Raw genomic sequence first — 12,917 nt, 5'->3', positions numbered from 1 at the left:
CAGGCTGAACTTTACCACGATCGTTGAGTCATAAACCTTACTGATCCTATGAGGAGTTTTATGATGAAAAAACCCGTACTTGCGTTAACTGTTCTTTCGTTAAGCCTAAGTGCAATCATCGCCCCACTACCTGCGACGGCTGCCCTACCATTGTCTGTTAATGGTGAGCAACTACCAAGCCTTGCCCCTATGCTAGAAAAGGTCACCCCAGCGGTGGTCAGCATTGCTGTAGAGGGGACTCAAGTTTCTCGACAACAACTGCCAGACCAGTTTCGCTTTTTCTTTGGTCCTGACTTCCCTACTGAACAACTTCAAGAGCGCCCATTCCGCGGGCTAGGCTCCGGTGTCGTTATTGACGCCAAGAAAGGCTACATCGTAACTAACTATCACGTCATCAATGGCGCGGAAGAGATCCGTATCAAACTTGGTGATGGACGTGAGTTCGATGCTGAGCTTGTTGGTGGCGATGAAATGTCTGATGTTGCCCTGCTAAAAGTAGATGGTGCTAAGAACCTGACAGAGATTAAAGTGGCTGATTCAGATCAGCTTCGTGTTGGCGACTTCACCGTCGCGATTGGTAACCCATTTGGTCTAGGGCAAACCGTTACCTCAGGTATCGTATCTGCATTGGGTCGAAGTGGCCTCAACATTGAAAACTTTGAAAACTTCATCCAGACCGATGCGGCGATTAACAGCGGTAACTCCGGTGGTGCCTTGGTGAACCTCAACGGTGAGCTTATTGGTATTAATACCGCCATCTTAGGGCCTAATGGTGGCAACGTCGGTATCGGTTTCGCCATCCCATCAAACATGATGACCAACCTAACCGATCAAATCATTGACTTTGGTGAAGTGAAACGCGGCATGCTGGGCGTTCAAGGTGGCGAAGTCACCTCAGAGCTTGCCGAAGCACTTGGCTATGATTCCAGTAAAGGTGCATTTGTCAGCCAAGTCGTGCCCGATAGTGCAGCAGACAAAGCAGGGCTGGAAGCCGGTGACATCATCGTCTCGGTAAATGGCAAGAAAATTTCCACCTTTAGCGAGCTAAGAGCCAAAGTCGCCACACTCGGGGCAGGCAAAACGGTCACGCTTGGCGTGGTTCGTGATGGCAAAGAAAAATCTTTCGAAGCGACGCTAAAAGAGTCCACTCAATCAGCGACCAAAGCGGACAAGCTTCATGAAGGACTCACTGGTGCAGAGTTTGCTAACACGACCAGCAGCGATGCCATTGAAGGGGTTAAGGTAACATCGGTTGCAGAAGGCTCTCCTGCCGCTCAGTACGAGCTACAAAAAGATGACATCATCATCGGTGTGAACCGTACTCGAGTGAAAAACGTCGCTCAGCTGCGTAAGTTGCTCGAGAAAAAACCTGGCGTATTAGCACTGAACATTCAACGCGGCGACAGAACCATCTACCTGGTCGTTCGATAATCACGACTCAACTTGGTTAATTTTGTGTCATAGAGCAGCCCTATTGAGGCTGCTCTTTTATTCTCAGCGGTATAAATGATATCCTTTCGAACTCTGCTGTACGTCTTTTACTTTTTCGGTTGATTTCATAAAATTATCTCGTTTTGCGAGTTAGTTATTACTAACTTAACAAGGTAACCGTTTGCTAAGTCTGACATTGCGGCTATATTTTCGATTCAACTCGAGGGAACAATGCTGAACTTTTTAATCCGCTCTGTATCTATGGGTCTTATCACAGCACTCTTGGTGCTACTGGCGGTGCCTTCCCTCAGACAAAACGTCATACCGAATAATATCGTCTCGCAACCTGAATACGACCAATCTAAGCAAGTCTCATTCAATCAAGCGGTACGCAAGGCGGCACCTGCGGTCGTCAATATTTACAGCCGTCAGTATAAAGAAAGCGATCGCACCACACTGTCAACGCAAGGCCTAGGCTCCGGCGTAATTGTCAGCGACAAAGGCTACATCATTACCAATTATCATGTCGTCGCCAATGCAGACCAAATCATTGTCGCACTCCAAGATGGGCGCGTTGCTGCCGCCCAGCTCGTTGGTAAAGATCAGCGCACGGACATTGCGGTACTGCGCATTGAAGGAGGTAACCTGCCTGTTATCCCACTCAACCCAAACTACTCACCAAAAGTGGGCGATGTGGTACTGGCGATTGGTAACCCGTATAACTTAGGGCAAACCACCACCTTTGGTATCATCTCTGCTACAGGGCGCTCATCCATTAGCGCTGGAGGTATTCAAGCCTTCATTCAAACCGATGCAGCCATCAACCAAGGTAACTCAGGTGGTGCATTGGTGAATACGCTGGGCGAACTTGTCGGTATTAATACCGCCTCATTCCAACAAGCAACCGATTTAGAAACCTACGGTATTTCGTTTGCCATTCCTTACCAGCTGGCGAGTAAAATCATGGAAAAAATCATCGCTGATGGGCGCGTTATCCGCGGCTACATTGGTATTGATGGCCAAGATATTAACTCTGTCACTGCTCGCCTACTAGGCAATGAACACATTGGCGGCATCATAGTGCTAGGGCTTGATCCCGAAGGGCCAGCTGCCAAAGCGGGCATTGAAGTGCAAGACATCGTCCTAATGATTGACGGTAATAAACTGAATGGCCGTCAAGGCGTTTTAGATTTAGTTACCGACCTTAGACCCGGCACTACGGTTGACGTGAAACTGCTGCGGGACGGCAAAGAGCTTATCTTACCGGTCACTGTGGGAGAAGACAGCCGAGACTAACACATCACTCGACCTAGCTCTTTAAAGCAGATATAAAAAAACCTCCGACATTGTCGGAGGTTTTTTGTTTTATTGGGTTACTCTTCTTCGATAGCACTTTCTGGCGCGTTGCCAGTATCTATCTCAATACGAGTCACACGCTGAAGACCTCGTGGCAGTAAGCCACCGCGACGTCCGCGTTCACCGCGGAAGTTATCCAGGTCACTCGCTTTCAGCCCAAGCTTGCGCTTGCCTGCATAAAGGGTAATGGATACACCTTGTGGTAATGCCATCAAGTGAGAAACAAACTCTTCACGCGCCTTCGCCTTAGCCGATGGAATGTTGATGATCTTATTCCCTTTACCCTTACCTAGCTGTGGCAAGTCTTTAATCGGGAACAACAACATACGGCCTTGGTTGGTGATCGCTAAGATTTCGTCTGACTCAAGATCGCCAACCGTTGCTGGCGTCATCACTTCAGAAGCTTGTGGCAGAGTTACCAGCGCTTTACCGCTACGGTTCTTCGATAGCAGATCACTACCTTTACACACAAAGCCATAACCCGCATCAGAGCCAATCAACCATAGCTGATCTTCTTCACCCATCACCACTTGGCGCACTGTCGAGCCAGCACTGATGTTGAGTCGACCGGTAATCGGTTCACCTTGGCTACGAGCGGATGGCAACGAGTGTGACTCTAACGAGTAACTGCGTCCATCACTGCCAAGGAATACCGCAGGCTGATTGCTCTTACCTCTGGCGGAGGCTAAGAATTTATCACCCGCTTTGTAATTGAGTCCGCTCGCATCGACATCGTGACCTTTCGCGTGACGGATCCAGCCTTTCTCTGACAGCACAACCGTGATTGGTTCGCTTGGAACCAAATCACGCTCAGTCATCGCTTTTGCTTCCGCGCGCTCAACGATTGGAGAGCGGCGATCGTCACCGTACTTCTCTGCGTCAGCTTGAATTTCTTTCTTCAAGAGCGTGTTCATACGACGCTCAGAGCCAAGCAGCTTTTCAAGCTTCTCGCGCTCTTTCTCAAGCTCGTCTTGCTCGCCACGGATCTTCATTTCTTCCAGCTTCGCAAGGTGGCGAAGTTTGGTGTCTAAGATCGCATCCGCTTGAATATCCGTGATGCCAAATCGCGCCATCAATACGGCTTTTGGATCGTCTTCAGTACGGATAATTTCAATCACTTCATCGAGGTTGAGGTATGCAACCAACAAACCCTCAAGGATGTGCAAACGAGAGAGGATCTTGTCTAGGCGATACTGGAGACGCTTACGTACGGTCTCACGGCGATACTCAATCCACTCGGTTAAGATCTGTATCAGACCTTTCACTTGTGGGCGGTTATCGAGACCGATCATGTTGAGGTTCACACGGAAATTCTTCTCAAGATCGGTCGATGCGAACAAGTGATTCATCAATTGGTCGCAATCAATACGGTTTGAGCGTGGTACTACTACGATACGCGTTGGGTTTTCGTGATCAGACTCGTCACGAAGATCGTCTACCATAGGTAGCTTCTTCGCTCGCATTTGGTTCGCAATCTGCTCAAGTAGCTTAGCGCCTGACACCTGATGCGGTAGAGCAGTGATGACAATCTCGGCACCTTCTTTGTGCCAAACAGCTCGCATCTTCACACTACCACGGCCAGTACGATAGATTTTCTCTAGATCGGCTTGCGGTGAAATGATTTCAGCTTCCGTTGGGTAATCAGGCCCTTTAACAAACTCCATCACCTCAGCAAGCTCAGATTTTGGCTTATCAATAAGATGAATTGTCGCGTCTGCAATCTCACGCATGTTATGCGGTGGGATATCCGTTGCCATACCAACTGCGATACCCGTGATGCCATTAAGCAAGATATGAGGCAATCGCGCCGGTAAGATTTTCGGCTCTTTCATCGTGCCGTCAAAGTTTGGCTGCCACTCAACCGTGCCTTGGCCAACTTCACCCAGCAGAACCTCTGCAAACTTAGACAGCTTGGCTTCGGTATAACGCATTGCAGCGAACGATTTAGGGTCGTCTGGGGCACCCCAGTTGCCTTGACCGTCCACCAGCGGATAGCGATAAGAGAATGGCTGAGCCATCAATACCATAGCTTCATAACATGCAGAGTCGCCGTGTGGGTGATATTTACCCAACACGTCACCAACGGTACGTGCCGATTTTTTGTATTTCGCCGATGCGGACAGACCCAGCTCAGACATCGCATAGATAATGCGGCGCTGCACGGGTTTCAATCCATCACCGATGTAAGGCAATGCACGATCCATAATCACGTACATTGAGTAATTCAGATAGGCGTCTTCAGTGAACTTTCGCAGAGGCAGCTGTTCTACACCATCAAAAGACATTTCAGTCGACATTGTTATACCTCAGCCATGTCACCGTTGTTTTGTAGCCAGCTACGACGATCGTCAGCACGCTTCTTACCAAGTAGCATATCCATCATCTCATTGGTGGCTTCGTCATCATCAATGGTCAACTGCACTAAACGACGGGTATTAGGATCCATCGTAGTTTCACGCAGCTGCAGTGGGTTCATTTCACCCAGACCTTTGAATCGTTGGACGTTGATCTTCGCTTTCTTCTTGCTCAAACGCTCAAGTACGCCATCTTTTTCATCGTCATCAAGGGCGTAGAACACTTCTTTACCACAGTCGATACGATACAGTGGTGGCATTGCGACATAGACATGTCCTGCTGCAACCAATGAACGGAAGTGTTTCGTAAATAACGCACACAGAAGCGTCGCAATGTGCAGACCATCCGAGTCCGCATCGGCAAGAATACACACTTTACCGTAACGCAGGCCTTCAAGGTTTTCAGTATCCGGGTCAATGCCCAAAGCCACGGAAATGTCGTGAACTTCTTGCGACGCCAGAACTTGGTCTGCCGATACTTCCCACGTATTGAGGATCTTACCGCGCAGTGGCATCACAGCTTGGAACTCACGATCGCGAGCCTGTTTGGCACTACCACCCGCTGAGTCACCCTCCACGAAAAAGATTTCGGTACGGTTAAGATCTTGTTGTGAACAATCCGTCAGCTTGCCCGGCAGTGCAGGACCAGAAGCTACTTTTTTACGCACCACTTTTTTGCTGGCACGCATACGGCGATGCGCGTTGGCAATACAGACTTCTGCCAATTGCTCAGCAAGCTGAGGTTTTTCATTTAGCCATAGGCTAAATGCGTCTTTAACCACGCCAGAAACAAACGCAGCACACTGACGAGAAGAGAGGCGCTCTTTAGTTTGTCCGGCAAATTGCGGATCTTGCATCTTAATAGACAGTACGTATGAGCAACGCTCAAATACATCATCACCGGTCAGCTTGACGCCGCGAGGTAGCAGATTACGGAACTCACAGAATTCACGCATTGCATCCAGCAGGCCTTGGCGCAGGCCATTGACGTGCGTACCGCCTTGAGCGGTTGGGATCAGGTTGACGTAGCTTTCGGTGATCATCTCACCACCTTCCGGCTGCCAAATCACAGCCCAAGTTGCCGCTTCCGTTTCTGCAGCAAATTCGCCGGTAAATGGTGCTTCCGGTAGAACTGCGTATCCCTTTACGCCTTCCGCTAGATAGTCTTTTAGGCCATCTTCGTAGTACCACTTGTAGTCTTTGCCGTTCACCTTGTCGGTAAAGGTAATTTCAAGGCCCGGACACAACACCGCTTTCGCACGCAGGTTGTTCACCAAACGAGTGACGGAGAAGTTCGCCGAGTCAAAATAGCTCGCATCAGGCCAGAAATGAACGCTAGTACCGCGATTACGGCGACCACAAGTGCCAGTGACTGTCAGTTCTTGAACTTTATTGCCGTGCTCAAAGGCCATTTCATACACTTGACCATCGCGACGCACTGCAACTTCAACGCGTTTCGAAAGTGCGTTAACCACAGAGATACCAACCCCGTGCAAACCGCCGGAGAATTGATAGTTTTTGTTCGAGAACTTACCACCCGCGTGGAGCTTACAGAAAATCAGCTCAACACCTGAAATTTTCTCTTCAGGGTGGATATCGACTGGCATACCACGACCATCATCAATCACTTCTAGCGATTGGTCGGCATGCAGAATGACTTGTACCTTAGAGGCATGTCCGGCTAGCGCTTCATCGACACTGTTATCGATAACTTCTTGGCCCAAATGGTTTGGACGCGCTGTATCCGTATACATCCCTGGTCGGCGACGTACTGGCTCAAGACCATTGAGAACCTCAATGGCTCCAGCATTATATTGTTCTGTCATAATACGGAAATTTTACTCAAATAATGATTGATACTTAGCAGCATAAATAGAGATTGCGACTTAGTGTCGCTGGCCCGTGTGTTAAATCGTGCATCGTTGAATAGTGCACCACTGCGGGCTACGCGCAAGTACAGACACATCATAGTCTGGCTCAACGCAAGTGTTGTCAAGTTTCACGCAGAAGTTGGAGGGAAAATTATGACTGTCTCCTCAAGGGGAGACGAAAAAAGCGACGATTACAGACCTAAGAAGCGGATAATCTGTTCAGGGAATCGTTCAAAACCGACAAAGCTATGATCGCCATTTTCCTCGACGCTTTGCTTGCATTGGCGATACTTGTCGACCGCCTGACGATAATCCAAGACCTCATCGCCCTCTTGCTGCAACAGCCAAAAGTCGTCAGGTGATTGAATGGTTTCCACATCGAGCGCTTTGAGCTCATCAATGTGTTTCGCTTCCAACATGTAACGTTCGTGGGTGTACGGGTTTTGTTGTTCACCAAGGAAGTCGAGCAATAACTCGTAGGGTTTAACCGCTGGGTTTATCAATACCGCTTTGAAGCCATAATGATGATTAAGCCAAGTAGAAAGGTAGCCGCCCAGCGAGCTTCCAACCAGCGCTATCTGGTAGTCCGCTTGGTATTGACCCACGATTTGCTCAAGGTAGCGCGCAGCCTGCTCGGGAAAACACGGCATTTGCGGCACGACAACTTTTATATCGGGCCTCGCCTGCTGGCAGTACGCCAACATAGCTTGAGCCTTAAACGACTTTGGTGAGCTGTTAAAGCCGTGGATATAAAGAAGCAGTGGACGCTTTGCGCTCATTAGTAACCTTCCGCGTTAAAATCGGGACGAAATGCGCCATGCGGTAGCCTTTTTACCGTTGTTTTTACTTCACCATCGGCACAAAGCTCTAGCTCGCGCCAACCTGGTGAGCGAGTATCAAGCGCAAACTCGTTGGAGTTTGGTTTAAACTGCACACACGTTGAAGGTGTTGCAAGCACGCGAACATCATTGCGAAGATGATCCAACTCTTGATGGATATGGCCACATAATACAGCGCGAACATTGTTGTGCTTTTCCACTACCTGCCAAAACTCGTGTGCGTCTTTGAGCGAGTGTTGGTCAAGCCATGCACTATTCACCAACATTGGGTGGTGATGCAATAGCACTAATGTATGTCTGTCGCAATGCTCTGTCAGTTTACGATCCAAAAAGTCCAACTGACTGTCACTGAGCCGACCATGAGGTACACCAACCACTTGCGAATCAAGCAACAATACCTGCCAATGCTCGCCGAGCAATGCGTAAGTCACATCTTGAATAAGCGGCGCGCTCACGACACTGTTCATGCACGGCTTATAGTCATGGTTGCCAGGCAGCCAATAACAAGGCAAGCCCAGCGGCTCGATACCATCGACAAATTTTTGATACGACGCTTCGGTATGATCCTGAGAAATATCGCCTGTCGCAAGCAAGGCATCAAACGGCATGCCTTGCTGCATAACTTCCGCTACGACGGCGTGAAAACTATCTTGGGTATTAACACTCAGTAAGCAACCATCATCAGGCGCAAACAGATGCGTGTCCGTTAATTGCAGCAACCTAACGCTACTTAACTGAGATTCATCACTGGGTGTTGTGTTCAAAATATTAAAAACCTGAAATTATAATTCTTGTTAGCTGCGATACATGATCGGAGCTCGACTAATGCCATTTTTTAAACAGAACGTCAGCCAATCACTTAAAAACTGATTAAACTGAAATTTTTCGTCCTTTTGATGCATCTTTGCATTGGGGTAATCGTACCTTGCTTGGACGCGAGACGCGTTTTCGCAATCACTTACCTCTGCCACTTTTGCATCGTGATAGAGCCTAACGGTCATTTTAGGCAATGGGAAAACAGGAAGCTCATCATCTTGGAAAATTTCAACCAATGTTGTGTACTTCGTCACTTCTCGCACTTCTAACTGGTAAGTCAGTGAACCCGCTTGATAACAGCGTACATCCCCAACTTCTGGATGTGTTGGGATCAAACGGTTAAGCTTAGCGTAGTTGGTTTCATAAATACGCATTAACTCTGCTAGATCAACATGATACGCATTAGTATCGACAACGCGAGCCATAAAAAATTCCCTCTACCATTGCTGCTTGAGCTTTTGGTAATTCAGTTGTAGCCATTGTAAGGCGATAATGGAGGCACCATTTTCAATCTCGCCACTCTCCACCATTTGGTATGCACGTTCGCGAGATACCACGCTCACGCGAATGTCTTCACCTTCACTTTCAAGGCCATGCACACCGGACGCCTGCGTCGCATCAACCTGACCAACAAACACAGAAATTCGCTCATTACAGCCACCTGAAGATGGGTAATAGCGCGTGATCGGCACCAATTGCTTCACATCAACACCCGCTTCTTCCACTGCTTCACGGCAAACCAGCTCTTCGATACTCTCTTGCTTGTCGACAATACCGGCAACAATCTCTATTTGCCATGGATGAGAGTGTTCAAGAGCACCAACACGGATTTGTTCAATAAGCACGACTTGGTCAGTGATCGGATCATAAGGCAGCATAGCGGCTGCATCACCACGAACAAACATTTCTCGGTCAATTAATGCACTCCAGCCACCTTCAAAGCGCTTATGCTTGAAGCGAAACTGAACCATTTCAAAAAAACCTTTAAATACGGTTTGTTTTGACACAACCTCTACGTCTTGCGGCGTATACTGATCGTTTGGCTGTAATCCGTCTTTCATCATCGACCTCTGACTTCCGTGAACCTTATAGTTTACTCAAGGAATAGAGCGACTACCAAGGACACGGCTCAATTTTTCACGTAAAAATTCAAAATTAATTTGATTCTGGTTAATTATTTGTCTCAACTTTTGGTGAGCTTGCGTAAAAAAGTGCAAAGTTTCGAGTGAATTACGGCCAGTTTAAGTTAAACTGTGAATCATACCTTTATTAGTATTAGGCAGGATTAGGACAAATGAAAAAACTGCTTCCACTCTTTATTACAGCTGCATTAGGAAGCGTAAGTGCAGCGACATGGGCCGACTCCCTAACCGAGATCTACGATCAAGCAAAGCAAAACGATCCTCAGTTGCTACGTGCAGCGGCTCAGCGTGATCGTGCATTTGAAGCGATCAATTCTGCTCGTGCAACACTTCTACCACAAATTAATTTGACTGCGGGCTTAGACTTTACGTCTTCTGACTTTGACCCTCAGGACAGCACAAACCTAACGGCTGGCGTTGGTTTCTCTCAAGAACTCTACAACCGTACAAGCTGGATCACGCTAGACACCGCTGAGAAAACAGCACGTCAAGCGGACTCTCAATATGCAGCGGCGCAACAATCCCTAATCCTTCGTACCGCTCAAGCATACTTTGAAGTGCTACGTTCAAAAGATGCACTTGAATCGGTTCGCGCCAATAAAGCGGCGGTAGCTCGTCAGCTAGAGCAAACTAAGCAACGTTTTGAAGTAGGCCTATCGGCGATTACTGACGTTCACGATGCTCAAGCTCAGTATGACCGTGTATTAGCCGATGAAGTCGTTGCAGAAAACAACCTACTGAACCAATACGAAGCACTGCGTGAAATCACAGGCCAAGAGCATAGCAACATCGATGTCCTTGATACCGACCGATTCTCAGCAACACGTCCCCAAAACAATGTGACCTTCTTCCTAGAAGAAGCTCAGTCTAAAAACTTGGATCTATTAGCTGCTCGCATTGGACAAGATATCGCAAAAGACAACATCACATTAGCAAGCTCTGGTCACCTACCTAAGCTTACTCTTGATGGTGGCTATGGCTATGACAACGAAAGAAACAGCAGTAACAGTCGTTATGGTACTCCTTCCGAGACCGTAAATGCCTTTAACGCTGGTATCAACCTGTCAGTACCTCTATATACCGGTGGTAACATTACCTCGCAAACCCGCCAAGCAGAGTTTGCATACGTTGAAGCAAGTGAGCAGCTAGAGCAAACTTACCGCTCAGTAGTTCGTAACGTTCGCGCGAATAACAACAATATCAACTCTTCTATCGGTGCTATCCGTGCATTTGAGCAGACGGTAGTCTCTGCTGAATCGGCACTGGAAGCAACCAAAGCCGGTTTCGATGTGGGTACGCGTACTATCGTTGACGTACTTGAAGCGACCCAAGCGCTGTACGATGCAGAAAGCAACCTATCTGATGCTCGTTACGACTACATCGTCAGTGTGCTAAACCTACGTCAATCTGTAGGTACTTTGAGTGAGCAAGATATCATTGATATCAATGCTGGCCTTAAGAAAGCAAACTAACTCATAGTCAGTAATACTAAAAAGGGACGCCTCGGCGTCCCTCTTGTTTATCTGGTATAAAGGCTTAAATTAGCCTCTACCACCTTTAATTGCTTCAATGATTTCTGTCGTTGAGCAGCCATCTTCGAAGTTAAGCACCTTCACTTCACCGCCTGCCGCAATCACTTCTTTACCACCAGCTATCTCTTCTGGTTTGTAATCGCCACCTTTCACCAGCAGTGATGGAAGCACTTCAGAGATCAAACGACGTGGCGTCTCTTCCGAAAACGGAACCACCCAATCCACAGCGCCGAGACCAGCCAGTACTGCCATACGGCGATCCGTTGGATTGACTGGACGACCGGGCCCTTTCAATGCACGTACAGATTCATCAGTATTGACCGCTACAATCAAACGATCGCCTAGCTCTGCTGCGTGGTTAAGGTAAGAAACATGGCCAGCGTGCAAGATATCAAAGCAACCATTGGTCATGACTACCTTTTCGCCTTTTGCGCGTGCTTTAGCAACCGCTTCGATGAGTGCTTGCTCACTAATCACGCCAAAGTCAGTGTCTTGGCTACCGTGAACCGCTTCAGCAAGTTCAATCGTTGAAAGCGTTGACGTACCCAGCTTACCAACAACCACACCCGCTGCTGCGTTCGCAAGAGCACAGGCTTCATCCAATGGTTTACCCGCTGCAACCGATGCCGCCAATACTGAAATCACCGTATCGCCGGCACCTGTTACGTCATAAACTTCTTTGGCTTGAGTCGGTAAATGGAATGGCTCTAGACCGCGACGTAGCAAGGTCATACCGTGCTCGCTTCGCGTCACCAATAGTGCTTCAAAGTCGAACTGATCGATAAGTGCATTGCCTTTTTCAATCAGCTCTTGTTCGTTCTTCACTTTACCTACAACATGCTCAAACTCAGCCATGTTTGGTGTCAGCAAGGTTGCTCCGCGGTAGCGTTCAAAATCCGCGCCTTTCGGGTCAATAAATACAGGAACGCCAGCTGCTTTGGCTTTTTGAATATAACGCTGAACGTGTTCTAGTGCGCCTTTGGCATAATCCGATAAGATCACGGCACGAACATCGGGTAGCGCTTGCTCCATTTTAGCCAGTACCAGCTCTGGATCTGTGTTCTCAAATTTGTCTTCAAAATCGAGACGGATAAGCTGTTGACCGCGGCTCAACACACGCAGTTTGGTGATGGTTGGGTAGTCTGGCAAAGCAACAAAGTCACATTTCACTTTCAGTGAAGTCAGAGTCTCGGTCAGCACTTTAGCAGGCTCATCCATACCCACTAAACCAATGGTGTGAGCATGACCACCAAGAGAGGCTATGTTCATGGCCACGTTTGCAGCACCACCCGGACGCTCTTCGTTGTTTTCTACTTTCACTACAGGCACTGGCGCTTCTGGTGAGATGCGCCCCGTTGGACCATACCAGTAGCGATCAAGCATCACATCGCCAACAATTAATACGCCAGAATCGCTGTAATTCGGTAGGATGGGTTTCATTTCTGTACTCCACATAGTGACAAAGAAGATGCCATGGCATCTTCTTATCATAATTTACGTTGGCTATATCGCTGTAAGCCTTTGAAGGGATAGTAGCACAACTCTTCGCTGCACTACTAAAACAAGCCACGCTTTT

At 48.1% G+C, this 12,917-nt stretch carries 10 protein-coding genes; 3 read left to right on the top strand and 7 right to left on the bottom strand.

From position 1 onward, the window contains the following. Nucleotides 1-63 precede the first annotated feature (63 nt). Both ACJB0T_RS08940 and degS read left to right on the top strand, forming a co-directional pair. A complete protein-coding gene (locus ACJB0T_RS08940) occupies nt 64-1,431 on the top strand; it encodes a Do family serine endopeptidase (RefSeq protein WP_479288716.1) in 1,368 nt (455 codons plus the stop codon). 231 nt (nt 1,432-1,662) lie between these two features. Beyond that, nucleotides 1,663-2,727, top strand: a complete 1,065-nt coding sequence (gene degS, locus ACJB0T_RS08935) for an outer membrane-stress sensor serine endopeptidase DegS (protein WP_479288715.1) — start codon at nt 1,663-1,665, stop codon at nt 2,725-2,727. 77 nt (nt 2,728-2,804) lie between these two features. Here degS and parC read toward each other — a convergent pair whose 3' ends face one another. The 6 genes from parC to nudF all read right to left on the bottom strand — a co-directional run bounded on the left by parC (nt 2,805) and on the right by nudF (nt 9,728). Next, a complete protein-coding gene (gene parC, locus ACJB0T_RS08930) occupies nt 2,805-5,084 on the bottom strand; it encodes a DNA topoisomerase IV subunit A (RefSeq protein WP_479288714.1) in 2,280 nt (759 codons plus the stop codon). Nucleotides 5,085-5,086: 2 nt separating this feature from the next. After that, a complete protein-coding gene (gene parE, locus ACJB0T_RS08925) occupies nt 5,087-6,967 on the bottom strand; it encodes a DNA topoisomerase IV subunit B (protein ID WP_479288713.1) in 1,881 nt (626 codons plus the stop codon). A gap of 236 nt (nt 6,968-7,203) precedes the next feature. Further along, a complete protein-coding gene (gene yqiA, locus ACJB0T_RS08920; protein ID WP_479288712.1) occupies nt 7,204-7,791 on the bottom strand; it encodes an esterase YqiA in 588 nt (195 codons plus the stop codon). Next, nucleotides 7,791-8,615: a 3',5'-cyclic-AMP phosphodiesterase gene (cpdA, locus tag ACJB0T_RS08915; RefSeq protein ID WP_479288711.1), complete on the bottom strand. Its 825-nt coding sequence runs from the start codon at nt 8,613-8,615 to the stop codon at nt 7,791-7,793. The genes yqiA and cpdA overlap by 1 nt, the downstream gene beginning before the upstream one ends. A 30-nt stretch (nt 8,616-8,645) precedes the next feature. Beyond that, a complete protein-coding gene (locus ACJB0T_RS08910) occupies nt 8,646-9,092 on the bottom strand; it encodes a DUF1249 family protein (RefSeq protein ID WP_479288710.1) in 447 nt (148 codons plus the stop codon). 12 nt (nt 9,093-9,104) lie between these two features. Further along, the gene (gene nudF, locus ACJB0T_RS08905) at nt 9,105-9,728 is read right to left on the bottom strand and encodes an ADP-ribose diphosphatase (RefSeq protein ID WP_479292184.1); all 624 of its coding nucleotides are present in this window, start codon (nt 9,726-9,728) and stop codon (nt 9,105-9,107) included. Between the two features lie 233 nt (nt 9,729-9,961). On the opposite strand from nudF, the gene tolC reads away from it, so the two are divergent. Continuing rightward, nucleotides 9,962-11,281 carry an outer membrane channel protein TolC gene (gene tolC / locus ACJB0T_RS08900; RefSeq protein WP_479288709.1) on the top strand — a complete coding sequence of 440 codons (1,320 nt, stop codon included), beginning with the start codon at nt 9,962-9,964 and terminating at the stop codon, nt 11,279-11,281. 69 nt (nt 11,282-11,350) lie between these two features. Here tolC and hldE read toward each other — a convergent pair whose 3' ends face one another. Further along, nucleotides 11,351-12,781 carry a bifunctional D-glycero-beta-D-manno-heptose-7-phosphate kinase/D-glycero-beta-D-manno-heptose 1-phosphate adenylyltransferase HldE gene (gene hldE, locus ACJB0T_RS08895; RefSeq protein WP_479288708.1) on the bottom strand — a complete coding sequence of 477 codons (1,431 nt, stop codon included), beginning with the start codon at nt 12,779-12,781 and terminating at the stop codon, nt 11,351-11,353. Between the last annotated feature and the right edge of the window lie 136 nt (nt 12,782-12,917).

This window comes from Vibrio sp. CB1-5 (genome assembly GCF_059412285.1).
The sequence above is the reverse complement of the archived record's forward strand: the minus strand, read 5'-3'. Positions and strand labels throughout refer to the sequence as shown.

Coding starts and splice junctions, on each gene's coding strand:
- ACJB0T_RS08940 (WP_479288716.1), top strand. CDS start 64: ATGAAAAAACCCGTACTTGCGTTAACTGTTCTTTCGTTAAGCCTAAGT.
- degS (WP_479288715.1), top strand. CDS start 1,663: ATGCTGAACTTTTTAATCCGCTCTGTATCTATGGGTCTTATCACAGCA.
- parC (WP_479288714.1), bottom strand. CDS start 5,084: ATGTCGACTGAAATGTCTTTTGATGGTGTAGAACAGCTGCCTCTGCGA.
- parE (WP_479288713.1), bottom strand. CDS start 6,967: ATGACAGAACAATATAATGCTGGAGCCATTGAGGTTCTCAATGGTCTT.
- yqiA (WP_479288712.1), bottom strand. CDS start 7,791: ATGAGCGCAAAGCGTCCACTGCTTCTTTATATCCACGGCTTTAACAGC.
- ACJB0T_RS08910 (WP_479288710.1), bottom strand. CDS start 9,092: ATGGCTCGCGTTGTCGATACTAATGCGTATCATGTTGATCTAGCAGAG.
- nudF (WP_479292184.1), bottom strand. CDS start 9,728: ATGAAAGACGGATTACAGCCAAACGATCAGTATACGCCGCAAGACGTA.
- tolC (WP_479288709.1), top strand. CDS start 9,962: ATGAAAAAACTGCTTCCACTCTTTATTACAGCTGCATTAGGAAGCGTA.
- hldE (WP_479288708.1), bottom strand. CDS start 12,781: ATGAAACCCATCCTACCGAATTACAGCGATTCTGGCGTATTAATTGTT.